The following is a 17,802-nucleotide window of genomic DNA, read 5'->3' as shown; positions in this document are numbered from 1 at the left end:
GCGCAGGGTTATTTGCTTACTAATAAGGCGAAAATTAAAGGTGTTTGGCACTCTTTAAATAAATGTAATTCAGGTGTTTTTTATTTTAATGCGATAAGACCATTCTGTTAGATAAATAAACCTGCCGCTTTTAATGCGGCAGGCATTATTCACAGTATGAGAAGGCACGGCTATCCCGGCAATCGGCTTTTTGGCCTGCCGGGGCCGAGCAGGATCGCCAGTTTGCTCCCGCCCTGCGTGGTCTCCATCCAGATCTTACACACGCTGGTCAGCGGGACGGACAGCAGCATCCCTACCGGGCCGAGCAACCATCCCCAGATCAATAATGACAGGAACACCACCATCGTCGACATCCCCAGCCTGTGGCCCATCATCCGGGGTTCAACGATGTTACCCAGAATCATATGCACGATAAGAAACAGCGCCCCCACCAGCATACATTCGTAAAAGCCGTTAAACAGAAACGCCTGGATCATTGGAGGTACGGCGGAGAGCACCGCGCCAATATTGGGCACATAGTTCAGCAGAAAAGCCAGCACCCCCCACATCAGGGCGAACTGCACGTCGAGCAGCACCAACCCGAGCCAGACGATGGCCCCGGTCCACAGGCTTAACAGCGTTTTCAGCGCCAGATAATGGGAAACGCCCTTCAGCGCCCGGTGCAAACCGGCGATGTGGACCTGCGGATTGTTCAGGGCAAAGCGCATTTTGTACGGCACGTGGCGCACTTCAAACAGCATGAAGACCACGGTCATCACCAGCAGCAGCACGCTGGCCATCGCCCCGGAAAGTTGGGTCATTAGCGCGGTGGCAAAGGTCATCACCTTTTCGGAGTCCATACGTTTCAGCATCCGTTCTGGCGAGATATGCAGGTTGAGTACCGGGAACATCTCCTGCAAGTCGACAATCTTGCGCGTCAGCTCTTTATTGTACTTTGGCAGCAGGGCAGAAAATTCACTGAGCGATGCCGCCAGCACGCCAAACAGCGCCGTCAGCACGATCAGCATCACTATCACCACAATGGTGATGGCGACAGGCCGCTTTACGCCCCGGCGGATAAACCAGGTGACGAGGGGGTTGAGAACGATGGCGAAGAAGAGCGCCAGTAATAGCTGTACGAGAATATCCGCCCCGGCGTGGATACCTGCGAGGATCACCACCAGGCAGGCCAGCTTCAGCAATATGTGTAAACCCACTTTGTCGGGCGGCGTGGTTGTCATAGCGTTTCCTTGTTATGAGATGCCCCTAAAGTGTAGTGTGCGCGCCACGCTTCGGTAGGCACCTGTATTCTTAAAGTCGCTGCTGATTTTCCGCGCCTGACGTGGTAATAGTGAAACACTGTTGTAAAAATTCTGGTGAGCCTAATGCCCGTACCTGCCGCCGAACCGGCGCTGAGCGGATTTCGTCTAAATCTGCGGATTGTTTCTGTCGTTATTTTCAACTTTGCCAGCTACCTGACCATCGGCCTGCCGCTGGCAGTTCTTCCCGGCTATGTGCATGACGTCATGGGCTTTAGCGCCTTCTGGGCGGGGCTGGTGATCAGCCTGCAATACTTCGCGACGCTACTAAGCCGCCCTTATGCCGGGCGCTACGCCGACCTGTTTGGCCCAAAAAGCATTGTGGTGCTGGGGCTGTGCGGCTGCTTCCTCAGCGGCGTGAGCTATCTGCTGGCCGGTTTCACCAGCGGCTGGCCGATGGTGAGCCTGGCGCTGCTGTGTCTGGGCAGGGTGATCCTTGGCGTCGGACAAAGCCTGGCCGGTACCGGATCGACGCTGTGGGGCGTGGGCGTAGTGGGCGCGTCGCATATCGGGCGGGTGATCTCCTGGAATGGGATTGTCACCTACGGCGCGATGGCGATGGGGGCACCGCTCGGGGTTCTGTGCTATCGCTACAGCGGGCTGAATGGCCTGGCGCTGACCATCATGGTGGTGGCGCTGATGGCGATCCTGTTCGCGCTGCCGCGACCGGCGGTGAAAGCCAGCAAAGGCAAGCCGATGCCGTTTCGCGCGGTGCTGGGTCGCGTCTGGCCGTACGGGATGGCGCTGGCGCTGGCCTCGGCAGGTTTTGGGGTGATCGCCACCTTCATTACCCTGTTCTACGACGCCAAAGGCTGGGACGGCGCGGCCTTCGCCCTGACGCTGTTCAGCTGTGCATTCGTCGGCACGCGGCTGTTGTTCCCCAACGGCATCAACCGGCTGGGCGGGCTGAACGTGGCAATGATCTGCTTTAGCGTTGAGATTGTCGGCCTGTTGCTGACCGGTATCGCCGACGCGCCGTGGATGGCGAAAACCGGCGTCTTGCTCGCGGGGGCGGGCTTCTCGCTGGTGTTCCCGGCGCTGGGAGTGGTGGCGGTGAAAGCGGTGCCGCAGCAAAATCAGGGCGCAGCGCTGGCAACCTACACGGTGTTTATGGATATGTCGTTAGGGGTGACCGGGCCGCTGGCCGGGCTGGTGATGGCGTGGGCCGGGGTGCCGGTTATCTATCTGGCGGCGGCGGGGCTGGTGGCGGTGGCGTTACTGCTGACGTGGCGGTTAAAAAAATGGCCTCCAACGGAGGCCATTTCATCGCAATAACTTACTGAATCACCAGCGTGTTGATAATGCCTTCAGCGGCAGTTTGCGCTTTCTGCTGATCGTCAGCAGGCAGGGTGATCTGCAGGGTCAGCAGCTTGTTGTCGAGTTTGCCGAGCACCACAGAGGAATACGCGGTCTGGCCTTTGGCCGAGATAATGCTGTCCAGCTGTTGCAGCTTGTGGCCCTTCAGCTCGATGGCTTTGTTGGTCACTACCTGCAGCTGCGGGTCGCGGCTGCGCTGCTGATCTTCAAGACGTTTCGCCAGCACGCCCAGGTCTTCACTGGTGTCGTCGCCAACGATCACAATCACCGCTTTTTGCCCGGTGGCGTCGGAGTAGACGTGCATGTTGTTGGCCTGCGTACCCAGCTTGCCGCTCTGATCGGTCATATCGGCAGGCAGAGAGAAGCTCAGTTTGCCCTCCATCAGGCTGACCGGTTGACCCGTCGCGTTGCTCTCAGCAGATGCACCCTGAACAGGCGTTTTGCCGTCATTGTTATCACAGGCCGCAAGCCCCATCACCAGCAGGCCAATCCCGACATATTTAACCAGATTGCGCATTGAATTCTTCCTTTCGATAAACGGCCATAACGGCGCATCCATCCATCTTATCACAACTGTTCAGGGGAACCTTTAACCGGCCTGCAATGCCGAACTTTCAGATTTATCTGCGAATCTTTTCAGCAACATATTCAGCAGCACGCCGTACATCGGCAGGAAGAACACCAGGCTGATAAGCACCTTAAAGGCGTAATCCACGAGCGCAATTTCCATCCAGTGCTGGGCCATAAACGGGTCCGGGCTGCGCCAGAACGCGATAAAGAAAAAGGCCAGTGTATCGCTGACGTTACCAAACAGCGTGGAGGCGGTCGGCGCCATCCACCAGCGATGGTTCTGCCGCAGACGGTTAAACACATGCACATCAAGGATCTGCCCCAGCGCATAGGCCATAAAACTGGCGGCGGCGATACGGGCAACGAACAGGTTGAAGTGGGTCAGGGCTTCAAATCCCTGCCAGCTTCCCATATAGAACAGGGAGGAGATCACGTACGACACAAACAGCGCCGGGAGCATGACGGCAAAAATAATGCGTCGGGCCAGCGGCGCGCCAAACATGCGCACGGTGAGATCGGTAGCAAGGAAGATAAACGGGAAGCTGAATGCGCCCCAGGTAGTGTGCAAACCAAAAATGGAGATCGGCAGCTGTACCAGATAGTTACTGGAGGTGATCACCAGCAGATGAAAAAGCGAAAGCCAGAACAACGCTTTTACGCGCTGCGATTGAGAGAACTGCGTCATATTGTGACCTTTTTATAAGTTGGGGTGAGGGAACCCAATAAAACCGGCTGCATCATACTGCTTTGATTCATCTTTGCAATGGTTGATTTTCACGCAATCGTTAACCTGGTTTGCATTGCCCTCTGCGGGGCGTAAACTACTGCCGTTTTTTACCTGAGCGAGACGATGATGACCGATCTGTTTTCCAGCCCTGACCATACCCTTGATGCCCAGGGCCTGCGCTGCCCGGAGCCGGTGATGATGGTGCGTAAAACGGTGCGCAATATGCAAACCGGCGAAACCCTGCTGATTATTGCCGACGATCCGGCCACCACCCGCGATATTCCCGGCTTCTGTACTTTTATGGAACATGAGCTGCTGGCGCAGGAGACCGAGGAACTGCCGTACAAATATCTTATCCGCAAAGGGTAATCGACCTTCCTGGCGGTATGCGGCCTGATGCCCTTACCCCGGCCCCCTCTCACGGGGAGAGGGCGCAAAATGGCTCCTCCGCATGACCTCTGCCACAGTTCTAAACCACCATTTCATTATTTGGCGCTTTTTGTGAGGCGCTTCACCTCCGCTTTTCAGGGTGTGGTCTAGTTTTTAAACGTTCAAAACTAAAACAACGTTCCGATAATTACCCTCACTACCCTGGAGTTGACTCGATGAAAACGACCCTCAAGCCGTTGCTGGCTGCTCTGTGCCTGTCTGCTATTGCCTGTTCCGTTTCTGCGCAAACCATTAAAGCCGCCGATGTCCATCCTGAAGGCTACCCGAACGTGGTGGCGGTACAGCAGATGGGCGAAAAACTGAAACAACAAACTGACGGCAAGCTGGAGATCAAAGTCTTCCCCGGCGGCGTGTTGGGGGATGAAAAACAGATGATCGAGCAGGCGCAGATGGGCGCTATCGACATCATCCGCGTATCGATGGCGCCGGTTGCCGCCATCCTGCCGGATATCGAAGTCTTTACCCTGCCGTACGTCTTCCGCGATGAAGATCATATGCACAAGGTGATCGACGGTGACGTCGGTAAAGCCATCGGTGAGAAGCTGACCGCCAATCCAAAATCCCGGCTGGTATTCCTCGGCTGGATGGACTCCGGTACCCGCAACCTGATCACCAAGAACCCGGTGGCCAAGCCGGAAGATTTAAAAGGGATGAAGATCCGCGTGCAGGGTAGCCCGGTGGCGCTGGCCACGCTGAAAGACATGGGCGCCAACTCGGTGGCAATGGGGGTGAGTGAGGTTTACAGCGGGATGCAGACCGGGGTGATCGACGGGGCAGAAAATAACCCGCCAACCTTTGTCGCCCATAACTACATGCCGGTTGCCAAAAACTACACCCTCAGCGGCCACTTCATCACCCCGGAAATGTTGCTCTACTCCAAAGTGAAATGGGACAAGCTGAGCGCCGACGACCAGCAAAAAATCCTGACCCTGGCCCGCGAAGCGCAGTTTGAACAGCGCAAGCTGTGGCAGGCCTACAACCAGCAGGCGCTGGAAAAAATGAAAGCCGGTGGCGTGCAGTTCCATGACATCGACAAGGCGGTATTTATCAAGGCGACAGAGCCGGTGCGCGCAGAGTATGGCGAGAAAAAGCATCAGGATCTGATGAAAGCCATCGCTGACGTTCAGTAAACCCGGCCCTGTGGAGGACGTATGTCCGAGCGCTATCTGAAGTGGATGGATCGTCTGTATCTGCTCGCCATGACCGTGGCGGGCCTCTCGCTGCTGATCATGACTATCGTTATTCCGATTGGGATTTTTTCCCGCTACGTCCTCAACCGCGGTGAGTCGTGGCCTGAGCCGGTGGCCATTATCTGCATGGTGACCTTTACCTTTATCGGCGCGGCGGTGGGTTACCGCGCCGGATCGCATATCGCGGTGAACATGCTGACTGACCGCCTGCCAGCGGGGTTAAAAGCGCTGTGCGCCAGGATTGTTGATCTGCTGATGCTGCTGATTTCGCTGATCATCTTCTGGTACAGCTATCTGCTCTGCGTCGAGTTGTGGGAACAGCCGGTGGCAGAGTTCCCTATTCTGACCTCCGGTGAGAGCTATCTGCCGCTGCCCGTCGGCTCGGCGATCCTCATTCTGTTCGTGCTGGAGCGCCTGATGTTCGGCTCCCAGGAAAACCGCCCGGTCGTGATGATCGGCAACCACAGTTAAGGGGTGAATCATGGATGCTTTTATTTTGCTCTTCACCCTCGCCATTTTGCTGGCGCTGGGGATGCCGGTGGCGTTTGCCGTCGGATTGAGTGCGGTGGCGGGGGCGCTGTGGATCGATCTGCCGCTGGAAGCGCTGATGATCCAGATAACCAGCGGGGTCAATAAGTTCACCTTGCTGGCGATCCCGTTCTTTATCCTTGCCGGGGCGATCATGGCGGAAGGGGGTATCGCCCGGCGGCTGGTCAACTTCGCGTATATCTTTGTCGGCTTTATCCGCGGCGGACTGTCGCTGGTGAATATCGTCGCCTCGACCTTCTTCGGTGCCATTTCGGGCTCGTCGGTGGCGGATACCGCCTCTATCGGCAGCGTGATGATCCCGGAGATGGAAAAGAAGGGCTACCCGCGTGAATACGCGGCGGCGGTGACGGCCAGCGGTTCGGTGCAGGCGATCCTGATCCCGCCGAGCCATAACTCGGTGATCTACTCCCTGGCGGCGGGCGGCACGGTGTCGATCGCCACGCTGTTTATCGCCGGGGTACTGCCGGGACTGCTGCTCGGGTTTTGCCTGATGCTTCTGTGCCTGGGCTTTGCCCACAAGCGCGGCTATCCAAAAGGCGAACGGATCCCGTTTAAGCAGGCGCTGAGGATTTTTGTCGATGCGCTGTGGGGCCTGATGACGGTGGTGATCATCCTTGGCGGCATATTATCGGGGATTTTCACCGCTACGGAATCGGCGGCGGTCGCCTGCCTGTGGGCGTTCTTTGTCACCATGTTTATCTACCGCGACTACAAGTGGAGCGAACTGCCGAAGCTGATGTGCCGGACGGTGAAAACGGTGACGATCGTCATGATCCTGATCGGTTTTGCGGCGGCCTTTGGCGCGGTGATGACCTACATGCAGCTGCCGATGCGGATCACCGAGTTCTTTACCTCGCTGTCGGATAACAAGTACGTGATCCTGATGTACCTCAACATCATGCTGCTGTTGGTGGGCACGCTGATGGACATGGCGCCGCTGATCCTGATCCTGACGCCGGTGCTGCTGCCGGTGACCAACTCGCTGGGTATCGATCCGGTGCATTTTGGCATGATCATGATGGTGAACCTGGGGATCGGTCTGATTACGCCGCCGGTAGGTTCGGTGCTGTTTGTCGCCAGTGCGGTGAGTAAGCAGAAGATCGAAACCGTGGTGCGCGCCATGCTGCCGTTCTACGGCATGCTGCTGGTGGTGCTGGGCCTGGTCACCTACGTTCCGGCGATTTCGCTGTGGTTACCGCATTTGTTGGGGATGCAGTAAGTCGTTGTGCCGGGCGGCGGCTACGCCTTGCCCGGCCTACAAAACCGCAGCCGCCACCGGGCGTTTTTACCGACGACGCAATAATCGCAGCGCGTTTGCCGTCACCAGCACCGTCGCCCCGGTATCCGCCAGCACCGCCAGCCATAATCCCGTCATCCCCAGCAGGGTGGTCACCAGGAAAATCCCCTTCAACCCCAACGCAATGGCGATGTTCTGCCGGATATTGGCGCGGGTGGCGCGGGCAAGGCTAATCATCTGCGCTAAACCGGTTAAATGGTTATGGGTCAGCGCCGCATCGGCGGTCTCCAGCGCCACGTCGGTGCCGCTGCCCATCGCAATGCCGATCGTCGCTGCCTTCATTGCCGGGGCATCGTTAATCCCGTCGCCGACCATCGCCAGCGGCGTTTGGCCGTTCAGCTCGGTGACCGCCTGCACTTTATCGGCGGGCAGCAGCCCGGCGCGGAATTCCAGACCCAGCTCACCGGCAATCGCCGCCGCCGCGCGGGGGTTATCCCCGGTCAGGATCACCCCATTCACTCCCAGCTGATGCAGGGCATCAACCGCGGCTTTAGCATCATTACGCAAGGTGTCGCGCAGGGTGATGATCCCTTTTGCCACGTTATTCTCGGCGACAATAATCACCGTCTGCCCGGCCTGTTCCAGGCTATGGATCTGCTGAGTTAACTGCGGAGCAGGGAATTTATCGGCGGTGCAGATTAACACCGGCTGCCCCTCGACCTGCGCTTCGATACCCGACCCCATCAGCGCACGCTGGGCGGAGGCGGTTGGGATGTTCAACCCGCGGGCCTGTGCTTCGCGGACAATCGCCTGCGCCAGCGGATGGGTCGAACCTTGTTCCACTGCCGCTGCCAGCGCCAGCAGCGCATCCTCGCCGATGTCGAGCGGGTAAATGCCGGTCACCTGCGGCTTGCCGACCGTCAGGGTGCCGGTTTTATCAAACGCCACCTGCTGCACTTGCGCCAGCTGTTCCAGCGCGGCACCGCCCTTGATCAGCGCCCCACGGCGCGCCGCTGCCGCCAGCCCGGAGGTGATCGCCGCAGGGGTGGAGATCACCAGCGCACACGGACAGCCGATCAGCAGCAGGGTCAGCCCTTTGTAGATCCAGCCCTCCCACGGGGCGCTAAACAGCAGCGGCGGGATAATGGCGACCAGCAGCGCCACCAGCATAATCGCCGGGGTGTAGATCCGGCTGAAGCGGTCGATAAAGCGCTCAACCGGCGCGCGGCGTTCTTCGGCTTCTTCAATTAATTTCAGGATCCGGTCGATGGCGCTGTCGCCCGGTTCGGATAACACCGTTAGCTGCACCTGGCGATCGACGCTGGTGGCACCGGCAGGCACTTTCTCCCCCGCGGCGCGATCCACCGGGATGGATTCACCGGTGAGGGCGCTTTCATCAAAGCTGGCTGCGGCAGTGAGCAGCGCGGCGTCGGCAGGCAGACGCCCGCCAGCCGCCACTTCAATCACATCACCCGGGCGCAAAGCGGTAATCGGCACGGTTTTGCGCTCGCCGTTAATCAGCTGAGTGGCGGTTTCCGGTTTAAGCGCCATCAGCGCGCTCACCCCTTTACGCGCGCGGCTGGCGGCCCAGCCTTCGAGCCGTTCACCGATTAAAAACAGCAGTAGCACCATCGCCGCTTCTGCCGTGGCACCGATAAACAGCGCCCCGATGGCGGCCACGCTCATCAGCGTTTCAATGGCGAACCAGCTGCCGCTTTTCATCAGGCGCAGCGCCTGGCGCGCAACCGGCCACAGCCCGATAAGCGTGGTGGCGATAAAGGCGAGGTTGCCGAGCGGGTGGTTAAACTGTTCAAGACCCCAGCTGATCGCCATCATGACGATCAAGGTGATGAGCGGTAGGTTGTCGCGCAGCGGTGAGGTTTTTTCGGCCGGCGCGTTGGCGTCGCGCAGCGTATAGCCCGCCTTTGCCACCGCCGCTTCAACCTGGGCGCTGACGTTGCTGGCCGCATCCACCAGCAGTTTTTCAGTGGCGAACAGCACCTGGGCGTGATTGACGCCCTGGACCTGTTTCACCGCGTTTTCAACTTTACGCGCGCAGGCCGCGCAGTCCATCCCGTTGATCACCCAACTGTAGCGCTGGCCGTCTGCAGGCAGCACGCTTTCAACCTGCGGGGCGCACGTTTCGGACGCGCAGCAATCGCTGTGCGCGGGGGCGGGAGTGAGTTTCAGGGCCGAAAACTGCGGCACTTTTTTAGGTGTGTCTGGAGTCGACATGGCATTCTCCGGTAATGATAATCTTCTCATTAACCGCAGTCTACACTCTGGAGTCGACTCCAGAGTCAAGGCTTATTTAGATATACAGCGAACGCACAATCAGGAAGTGCCCGGCGAAGTAGCAGGCGGCAGCAATCGCGTTATCGGCGCGGAAGCGGCGGCGATAGTGGCTACCCATCCAGACGATATTCCCGAGCAGCAGCAGCGTGGCACCGAGGAAGGCCGACAGCGCCGGTGCCGTCGGACGGAAGAACCACAGTTCCCCCGCCAGCCACACCATCACCAGCGTCATGGCGATAAAGGTACACACCGGCCAGCGCATCTCTTCCAGCCGCGTCCAGACCACCGCAATCAGCAGCGCGCCAATCACCAGCAGCGCCAGCGGCAGCGGCCAGAAGAATGACAGCGTCATCTGGCTGGCAAAATAGATGGTGTACAGCAGATGCGACAAGAAGAACGCGCCCACGGCATACAGCAGGCGCTGGCGCGGCAGCAAGGTGAGGGCATCACCCGCTAGCGACGCACACAATCCGGCGAGAACGAGGTAGCTGACAGCATTAAACATCGGTGCCTGCCAGGCCAGCAGCAGCAGAAGCAACAGCGTGACGGGTTTAAACACCCAGCGCTGCCAGGTCGGGCCACGGTACGACGCATCGACATACAGCCATGCGGAGAAACAGACAGCGATAAATGACCAAAGCATATTAAGTCCCTGTATCTGTTATTGTTGAATAAACAGTTTCAGTTCAGTGTAGTGGCGCAAGCGGGCCAATGGCAATGCTCTGTGTGCCGCGTTATCCTGATTTCAGCCTGGTCTTATAGGATTGTCCAATGAGCAAGATGCCGCTTTTTTTTATTATCGTGCTGGCGATTATCGTGATTGCCGCGTCATTCCGCTTTGTGCAGCAACGTCGGGACAAGGCCGATAACGATGCCGCGCCGCTGCTGCAAAAACGGGTGGTGGTGAGCAATAAGCGGGAAAAAGTCATTAACGACCGGCGCTCTCGCCAGCAGCAGGTCACGCCCGCTGGCACGTCGATGCGCTATGAAGCGAGCTTTAAGCCAGAAAACGGCGGTCTTGAGATGACCTTTCGTCTCGACGAAAAGCAGTACCATCAGCTGACGGTGGGGGATAAGGGGATATTGAGCTACAAAGGATCTCGGTTTGTGGGGTTCAGTCCTGCGCCATAATTTGCCGGGCGGCACTGCGTTTGCCCGGCCTACAAGAACCGTAGGCCCGGTAAGCGCAGCGCCACCGGGCGAAAGCGCGCAGATTATTTCTTCGCCTGCGCCTTAAATTTATTCATCCACACCAGCAGCTCAAACACGCCAAAAATAAACACCCGCAGCTGCTGCCAGCCGGTCATCGGTGGGCCATTCTTCGGCATTCCGCTTTTCAGCATCACCATCTGTAGGGCATGCATGAACGAGGTAAAAATTAGCGCCACGTTGACGAAAATATTCATCGGACGCGGGAACGGATGCACAAGATTGAGGATCAGAAACGCCCAGACCCCCAGCATCAGAACACGGCCTACATTAATCAGTACCGGCATCGGTCTCTCCTTGAGATTGACGGTGATAAAGACGATAAGCGACCTGACCGGCCACTTTTTCCCGGTGCAGATCCCAGTGGGCTGGCACCGGTGGTAACCCATTCTCGACCTCGCTTTCGACGTAGATCAGGGCATCATCTGCCAACCAGCCGTTATTTTCCAGCAGCGTCAGCGTCTCTTCGAGCAGGCCTTTGCGAAACGGCGGATCGACAAATACCACATCGTGCGGCGTACCCGCCTGCGCCAGAAAGGTGAGAGAGTTAGTATTGACCACTTTGGCGTGCGATGCTTTCAGCGAGGCCAGGTTTTGCTGTAACTGCTGGGAAACGCTGCGATCCATCTCCAGCAGCGTGGCGCTGGCGGCGTAGCGCGACAGCGCTTCGAGCCCAAGCGCACCGCTTCCGGCAAAGCAGTCCAGGCAGCGGGCATCTACCATTGAAGGGGCCAGCCAGTTAAACAGCGTTTCGCGAACGCGGTCGGTGGTCGGGCGCAGACCGGGGCTATCCGGCACCGGCAGTTTACGGCCTCGCCACTGGCCGCCGATAATGCGGATCTGACCTGCTGCGGCTCGGTTGGGTTTCTTCATATCTTTGCTCGTGTACACCGACGGCCTGCGCGTGCAGGCGGTGATGTGCGTTAAGTTAAGTGATAAACTATTTCATCATTTTTTTAGCTTCCATGTATATAGCGCCAGTAATTAACCGCGAGGGGTGTAGTCGCAGATGGCAAAAGAGAAAAAACGTGGCTTCTTTTCCTGGCTGGGCTTTGGTCAAAAAGAGCAGGAAACCGAGCAACAGAACGAAGAACAACCGATCGCAGAACAGCAGGCGGTTGTTGAACAGCCGCAGCCTGAAACCCCTGTAGAGACCGTCGCAGACGTAGAAGCAGAACCGCAGACCCACAGCAAAGAAGAGACCGATGCCTTCGCTGAAGCCGTGGTAGAGGTGACGGAGCAGGTTCAGGAGAGCGAAAAACCGCAGCCCGTTGAGCCCGCGTTTGTCGCTGTAGAACCAGAACCAGAACCAGAACCAGAACCAGAACCAGAACCAGAACCAGAACCAGAGCCCGTGGCCGTGGTGGAAGAGATTGTCGATCCGCTGGTCGACGTGACCCCACCGCAGGCGGTTGAGCACGAAGAACTGCCGCTGCCGGAAGAGATCGCCCAGCAGATTGAAGAAATGCTCCCGGAAGAGTACCTGCCGGAAACAGAAATTGAAGCCGAAATCAGCGACGAAGAGCTGGAAGCGCAAGCGCTGGCAGCCGTCGCTGCGGAAGAAGCCGTTATCGTCGTCCCGATTGAAGAAGATGTCCCGGTAGACGACGTGGTTCAGGAGCAGGAAAAACCGACCAAAGAAGGTTTCTTCGCCCGCCTGAAACGCAGTCTGATCAAGACCAAAGAAAACCTCGGTTCCGGATTTATCAGTCTGTTCCGTGGGAAGAAAATCGACGATGATCTGTTTGAAGAGCTGGAAGAACAGCTGCTGATCGCTGACGTTGGCGTGGAAACCACCCGCAAGATCATCAGCAGCCTGACCGAAAGCGCCAGCCGTAAACAGCTGCGCGACGCCGAAGCGCTGTACGGCCTGCTGAAAGATGAGATGGGTGAAATCCTCGCAAAAGTGGATGAACCGCTTAATATTGAAGGCAAAACGCCCTTTGTTATTCTGATGGTCGGCGTCAACGGCGTGGGTAAAACCACCACCATCGGCAAACTGGCGCGTCAGTTCGAGCAGCAGGGTAAATCGGTGATGCTGGCCGCGGGCGATACCTTCCGTGCCGCCGCCGTTGAGCAGCTGCAGGTATGGGGCCAGCGTAACAACATTCCGGTCATCGCCCAGCACACCGGCGCAGATTCCGCTTCGGTGATTTTTGACGCTATTCAGGCGGCGAAAGCGCGCAATGTCGATGTGTTGATTGCCGATACCGCAGGGCGCTTGCAGAACAAAGCGCACCTGATGGAAGAACTGAAGAAGATCGTCCGGGTGATGAAAAAGCTGGATGTCGATGCACCGCATGAAGTCATGCTGACCATTGATGCCAGTACCGGGCAGAACGCCATCAGCCAGACAAAGCTGTTCGATGAAGCGGTAGGACTGACCGGGATCACGCTGACCAAGCTGGATGGCACCGCGAAAGGCGGGGTGATCTTCTCGGTAGCGGATCAGTTCAGTATTCCTATCCGCTACATTGGCGTCGGCGAACGTATCGAAGATTTACGTCCGTTTAATGCGGGCGACTTTATTGAGGCACTTTTTGCCCGAGAGGATTAACAATGATTCGCTTTGAACACGTCAGCAAGGCCTATCTCGGTGGGAGACAAGCGCTGCAGGGGGTTGATTTCCATCTGCAGCAGGGCGAGATGGCATTTCTGACCGGCCACTCCGGCGCGGGGAAAAGCACCCTGCTAAAGCTTATCTGCGGGATCGAGCGGCCCAGCACCGGCAAAATCTTGTTCGGCGGCCATGACATCAGCCGCCTGAAAAACCGTGAAGTGCCGTTTCTGCGTCGTCAGATTGGCATGATTTTCCAGGATCACCATCTGCTGATGGACCGTACGGTTTTCGACAACGTGGCTATCCCGCTGATTATTGCGGGTGCCAGCGGGGATGATATCCGTCGTCGCGTGTCGGCGGCGCTGGATAAGGTCGGGCTGTTGGACAAAGCGAAAAACTTTCCGATTCAGCTGTCCGGCGGTGAACAGCAGCGCGTGGGTATTGCCCGCGCGGTGGTGAACAAACCGGCGGTGCTGCTGGCGGATGAACCGACCGGTAACCTGGACGACGCCCTTTCCGAAGGGATCCTGCGTCTGTTTGAGGAGTTTAACCGCGTTGGGGTGACAGTATTGATGGCGACGCACGACATGGGCCTCATCTCCCGTCGTTCGTACCGCATGCTGACGCTGAGCGACGGTCATTTGCACGGAGGCCGCAGTGAATAAGCGTGATGCAATAAACCAGATTCGGCAGATGGGTAATCGATTCGACCGTTTCCGTAAGCCTCAGGGCGGCGACAGCAATCGTAACGTCCCTAAGCGCAGCAAATCGTCGCCGAAACCTAACTCGCGTAAAACCAATGTGTTTAACGAGCAGGTGCGGTATGCCTTCCATGGCGCGCTGCAGGATCTGAAGAGCAAACCGCTCGCCACCTTCCTGACGATCATGGTTATCGCCATCTCCCTGACGCTGCCGAGCGTCTGCTATATGGTGTACAAAAACGTTAACCAGGCGGCCTCGCAGTATTATCCGTCTCCGCAGATCACCGTCTATCTCGACAAAGCGCTCGACGATAACGCGGCGGCGCAGGTGGTGGGTCAGCTGCAGTCTGAACAAGGGGTTGAGAAGGTCAACTACCTGTCGCGCGAAGAGGCGCTGGGCGAGTTCCGCAACTGGTCCGGGTTTGGCGGCGCGTTAGATATGCTGGAAGAGAACCCGCTGCCTGCCGTGGCGGTGGTGATCCCGAAACTCGATTTCCAGGGTACTGAATCGCTGAACACGCTGCGCGATCGCGTCTCGCGTATCAACGGCATCGATGAAGTGCGGATGGACGACAGCTGGTTCGCCCGTCTGTCGGCGCTGACCGGGCTGGTTGGCCGGGTGGCGGCGATGATCGGCTTGCTGATGGTGGCGGCAGTGTTCCTGGTGATCGGTAACAGCGTGCGTCTGAGCATCTTTGCCCGTCGCGATACCATTAACGTGCAGAAGCTGATCGGCGCAACGGACGGTTTTATCCTGCGTCCGTTCCTGTACGGCGGCGCATTGCTCGGTTTTTCCGGTGCATTTCTTTCACTGATATTGTCAGAAATTTTGGTGATGCGTCTGTCAGCCGCCGTCACCGATGTGGCGCAGGTTTTTGGAACCAAGTTTGATATCAGTGGCTTATCGTTCGACGAGTGCCTGTTACTGCTGCTGGTGTGCTCGATGATCGGCTGGATCGCCGCCTGGTTAGCAACTGTGCAACATTTACGTCACTTTACCCCCGACTAAAAAATCTCTGATATAATCTTTCCCTGCATTGAGGACCGCTCGTGCAGGGAAAGAACATCCGATGTTTCTGTCCCAGCACAATCATCTCTACGTCACATTTTGTGCGTAATTTATCCCAGGTTTCAGTCGGAACTTGTGGGTAAAATCACTGTCTGATAAAAGTGTGAATGATATTCTCGCTGCTCGTTAGTTCTGGCATGTTCGTTGCCTGATGGGGACAAACCGCCGCCAGATGAAATTGATTGAGAGGAATGAATGACCAAAGAAATGCAAACTTTAGCTTTAGCCCCTGTTGGTAACCTGGAGTCCTACATCCGGGCCGCTAACACCTGGCCGATGTTGACGGCTGAGGAAGAAAAGGAGCTCGCTGAAAAGCTGCATTATCAGGGCGACCTGGAAGCAGCTAAGACGCTGATCCTGTCTCACCTGCGCTTTGTTGTTCACGTTGCTCGTAATTATTCGGGCTACGGCCTGCCGCAGGCGGATCTGATTCAGGAAGGTAACATTGGCCTGATGAAGGCGGTGCGTCGCTTCAACCCGGAAGTAGGTGTGCGTCTGGTCTCCTTCGCCGTGCACTGGATCAAAGCCGAAATCCACGAATACGTTCTGCGTAACTGGCGTATCGTGAAAGTGGCCACCACCAAAGCACAGCGCAAGCTGTTCTTTAACCTGCGTAAAGCCAAGCAGCGTCTGGGCTGGTTCAACCAGGACGAAGTCGAAATGGTGGCGCGCGAGCTGGGTGTTTCCAGCAAAGACGTACGCGAAATGGAATCCCGCATGGCGGCGCAGGACATGACATTTGATATGTCATCTGACGACGATGCGTCGGATAGCCAGCCAATGGCTCCGGTTCTGTATCTGCAGGATAAATCGTCCAACTTTGCCGACGGCATTGAAGACGACAACTGGGAAGAGCAGGCTGCCAACAAGCTGAGCTTCGCGATGGAAGGTCTCGATGAGCGCAGCCAGGACATTATCCGTGCCCGCTGGCTGGACGAAGACAACAAGTCCACGCTGCAGGAACTGGCCGATCGCTACGGCGTTTCCGCTGAGCGTGTGCGTCAGCTTGAAAAGAACGCCATGAAAAAACTTCGCGCCGCTATCGAAGCGTAATTTTCGCGAAGTCTGCCAATAACCCTCGAATGCAAATTCGGGGGTTTTGTTTTTTTAGCACCTGACCTGGTCAATTCCCTCCTCCTGGCAAACACTTATCGTTGCGCTGTGCGCTGACTCGTTAAAGCCTTGCTTACCTTATATACATTTCAAAATAGCTATTCCAAATAGATAAAAATGGGGTATGTTTTAGCAGAGTATGCTGAGAAGGCGCGCACGGCAGACGCATAAACGAAATAAAGCGCCATAAAACAACATCACAACAAACACAATAACCATAACAATGGGGATTCTCAGGATGAATATGAAGGGCAAAGCATTACTGGCAGGATGTATGGCGTTGGCATTTAGCGCCATGGCTCAGGCTGATATCAAAGTGGCCGTGGTGGGCGCAATGTCCGGTCCGGTAGCGCAGTACGGCGACCAGGAGTTTACCGGTGCAGAGCAGGCGGTTGCCGACATTAATGCCAAGGGCGGTATCAAGGGCGAAAAACTGCAGATCGTAAAATATGATGACGCCTGTGACCCGAAACAAGCGGTTGCTGTGGCCAACAAAGTGGTCAACGATGGCATCAAATACGTTATCGGCCACCTGTGCTCCTCTTCCACTCAGCCTGCGTCTGACATCTACGAAGACGAAGGCATTCTGATGATCACCCCAGCAGCGACTGCGCCGGAACTGACTGCGCGTGGCTACAAAATGGTGATGCGTACCACCGGTCTGGACTCCGATCAGGGCCCAACCGCAGCTAAATACATCCTGGGCACCGTCAAGCCGAAGCGTATCGCGATTGTTCATGATAAGCAGCAGTATGGTGAAGGCCTGGCGCGCGCCGTGCAGGACAGCCTGAAGAAAGGGAATGCCGACGTGGTGTTCTTCGACGGGATCACCGCCGGTGAGAAAGATTTCTCTACCCTGGTGGCACGCCTGAAGAAAGAAAACATTGATTTTGTCTACTACGGTGGCTATCACCCGGAGATGGGCCAGATCCTGCGTCAGGCGCGTGCTGCTGGTCTGAAAACCCAGTTCATGGGCCCGGAAGGCGTAGCTAACGTATCCCTGTCTAACATCGCGGGTGAATCTGCTGAAGGCCTGCTGGTGACCAAGCCGAAGAACTACGACCAGGTTCCGGCGAACAAACCTATCGTGGATGCGATCAAAGCCAAGAAACAGGATCCAAGCGGCGCATTCGTGTGGACCACCTACGCAGCACTGCAATCCCTGCAGGCGGGCCTGAACCAGTCAGCCGATCCGGCTGAAATCGCGACCTGGCTGAAAGCGAACTCTGTTGAAACCGTGATGGGACCGCTGTCCTGGGATCAGAAGGGCGATCTGAAAGGCTTTGAGTTCGGCGTGTTCGACTGGCATGCCGACGGCACTGCGACCGACGCAAAATAAACGCAAATGGCAACCGTAAGGTTGCCATTTTAGTGTTTGCACCCTCTCCCCGTGGGTGTACAGACCGGGGACATGGTAAACAGGTGTTCGGGGACATGGTGAACACTTTTTAACACCCTTTACCCATGGTGATCGACTTTTTCTTCAGGTCGATCACCCCCACTTTCGTGCTGTACCA

17 protein-coding genes and 1 pseudogene are annotated in these 17,802 nt (G+C 57.0%); 11 read left to right on the top strand and 7 right to left on the bottom strand.

Annotated elements, in window-relative coordinates; all coding sequences use genetic code 11:
* Positions 1-170 precede the first annotated feature (170 nt).
* Positions 171-1,220, bottom strand: a complete 1,050-nt coding sequence (locus tag M8013_RS01060) for an AI-2E family transporter (protein ID WP_271265986.1) — start codon at positions 1,218-1,220, stop codon at positions 171-173.
* A gap of 101 nt (positions 1,221-1,321) precedes the next feature.
* Between M8013_RS01060 and M8013_RS01055 the strand changes: the two are divergent.
* Positions 1,322-2,573: pseudogene (locus M8013_RS01055) on the top strand (MFS transporter).
* 1 nt (position 2,574) lies between these two features.
* On the opposite strand, the gene M8013_RS01050 reads toward M8013_RS01055, so the two are convergent.
* Positions 2,575-3,132 (bottom strand): DcrB family lipoprotein, encoded by a 558-nt coding sequence (locus M8013_RS01050; RefSeq protein ID WP_271265985.1) that lies wholly within the window; start codon positions 3,130-3,132, stop codon positions 2,575-2,577.
* A 72-nt stretch (positions 3,133-3,204) separates the two neighbouring features.
* Complete coding sequence (locus M8013_RS01045; protein WP_271265984.1) at positions 3,205-3,870, bottom strand: 7-cyano-7-deazaguanine/7-aminomethyl-7-deazaguanine transporter; 666 nt, start codon at positions 3,868-3,870, stop codon at positions 3,205-3,207.
* 168 nt (positions 3,871-4,038) lie between these two features.
* Between M8013_RS01045 and tusA the strand changes: the two genes are divergently transcribed.
* The 4 genes from tusA to M8013_RS01025 all read left to right on the top strand — a co-directional run bounded on the left by tusA (position 4,039) and on the right by M8013_RS01025 (position 7,320).
* Positions 4,039-4,281, top strand: a complete 243-nt coding sequence (gene tusA / locus M8013_RS01040) for a sulfurtransferase TusA (protein WP_271266038.1) — start codon at positions 4,039-4,041, stop codon at positions 4,279-4,281.
* A gap of 236 nt (positions 4,282-4,517) precedes the next feature.
* Positions 4,518-5,492: a TRAP transporter substrate-binding protein gene (locus M8013_RS01035; RefSeq protein WP_271265983.1), complete on the top strand. Its 975-nt coding sequence runs from the start codon at positions 4,518-4,520 to the stop codon at positions 5,490-5,492.
* Between the two features lie 21 nt (positions 5,493-5,513).
* The gene (locus tag M8013_RS01030; RefSeq protein WP_271265982.1) at positions 5,514-6,023 is read left to right on the top strand and encodes a TRAP transporter small permease; all 510 of its coding nucleotides are present in this window, start codon (positions 5,514-5,516) and stop codon (positions 6,021-6,023) included.
* A gap of 10 nt (positions 6,024-6,033) precedes the next feature.
* Positions 6,034-7,320, top strand: coding sequence for a TRAP transporter large permease (locus tag M8013_RS01025; RefSeq protein WP_271265981.1), 1,287 nt, complete (start codon positions 6,034-6,036; stop codon positions 7,318-7,320).
* 66 nt (positions 7,321-7,386) lie between these two features.
* Here the strand turns inward: M8013_RS01025 and zntA are convergent, their stop codons facing one another.
* Positions 7,387-9,573: a Zn(II)/Cd(II)/Pb(II) translocating P-type ATPase ZntA gene (zntA, locus tag M8013_RS01020; protein ID WP_271265980.1), complete on the bottom strand. Its 2,187-nt coding sequence runs from the start codon at positions 9,571-9,573 to the stop codon at positions 7,387-7,389.
* A gap of 76 nt (positions 9,574-9,649) precedes the next feature.
* Positions 9,650-10,276, bottom strand: a complete 627-nt coding sequence (locus tag M8013_RS01015; protein ID WP_271265979.1) for a lysoplasmalogenase — start codon at positions 10,274-10,276, stop codon at positions 9,650-9,652.
* Between the two features lie 128 nt (positions 10,277-10,404).
* Between M8013_RS01015 and M8013_RS01010 the strand changes: the two genes are divergently transcribed.
* Complete coding sequence (locus M8013_RS01010; RefSeq protein WP_271265978.1) at positions 10,405-10,764, top strand: DUF2500 domain-containing protein; 360 nt, start codon at positions 10,405-10,407, stop codon at positions 10,762-10,764.
* Positions 10,765-10,847: 83 nt separating this feature from the next.
* Here M8013_RS01010 and M8013_RS01005 read toward each other — a convergent pair whose 3' ends face one another.
* Together M8013_RS01005 and rsmD are read right to left on the bottom strand one after the other, a co-directional pair.
* A complete protein-coding gene (locus M8013_RS01005; RefSeq protein ID WP_271265977.1) occupies positions 10,848-11,129 on the bottom strand; it encodes a DUF1145 family protein in 282 nt (93 codons plus the stop codon).
* Positions 11,113-11,715, bottom strand: a complete 603-nt coding sequence (rsmD, locus tag M8013_RS01000; RefSeq protein WP_271265976.1) for a 16S rRNA (guanine(966)-N(2))-methyltransferase — start codon at positions 11,713-11,715, stop codon at positions 11,113-11,115. Before rsmD ends, M8013_RS01005 begins: the two co-directional genes overlap by 17 nt.
* 136 nt (positions 11,716-11,851) lie before the next feature.
* On the opposite strand from rsmD, the gene ftsY reads away from it, so the two are divergent.
* The 5 genes from ftsY to livJ all read left to right on the top strand — a co-directional run bounded on the left by ftsY (position 11,852) and on the right by livJ (position 17,624).
* On the top strand, positions 11,852-13,399 hold the full coding sequence (ftsY, locus tag M8013_RS00995; protein ID WP_271265975.1) for a signal recognition particle-docking protein FtsY: 1,548 nt from the start codon (positions 11,852-11,854) through the stop codon (positions 13,397-13,399).
* Positions 13,400-13,401: 2 nt separating this feature from the next.
* Complete coding sequence (ftsE, locus tag M8013_RS00990; RefSeq protein WP_271265974.1) at positions 13,402-14,067, top strand: cell division ATP-binding protein FtsE; 666 nt, start codon at positions 13,402-13,404, stop codon at positions 14,065-14,067.
* A complete protein-coding gene (gene ftsX, locus M8013_RS00985) occupies positions 14,060-15,112 on the top strand; it encodes a permease-like cell division protein FtsX (RefSeq protein ID WP_271265973.1) in 1,053 nt (350 codons plus the stop codon). The genes ftsE and ftsX overlap by 8 nt, the downstream gene beginning before the upstream one ends.
* Positions 15,113-15,367: 255 nt before the next feature.
* Positions 15,368-16,225, top strand: a complete 858-nt coding sequence (rpoH, locus tag M8013_RS00980) for an RNA polymerase sigma factor RpoH (protein ID WP_271265972.1) — start codon at positions 15,368-15,370, stop codon at positions 16,223-16,225.
* 298 nt (positions 16,226-16,523) lie between these two features.
* Positions 16,524-17,624 carry a branched chain amino acid ABC transporter substrate-binding protein LivJ gene (livJ, locus tag M8013_RS00975; protein WP_271265971.1) on the top strand — a complete coding sequence of 367 codons (1,101 nt, stop codon included), beginning with the start codon at positions 16,524-16,526 and terminating at the stop codon, positions 17,622-17,624.
* Positions 17,625-17,802: the final 178 nt, after the last annotated feature.

It is taken from the genome of Silvania confinis (genome assembly GCF_025564085.1).
Lineage (GTDB): Bacteria > Pseudomonadota > Gammaproteobacteria > Enterobacterales > Enterobacteriaceae > Enterobacter > Enterobacter confinis.
The sequence above is the reverse complement of the archived record's forward strand: the minus strand, read 5'-3'. Positions and strand labels throughout refer to the sequence as shown.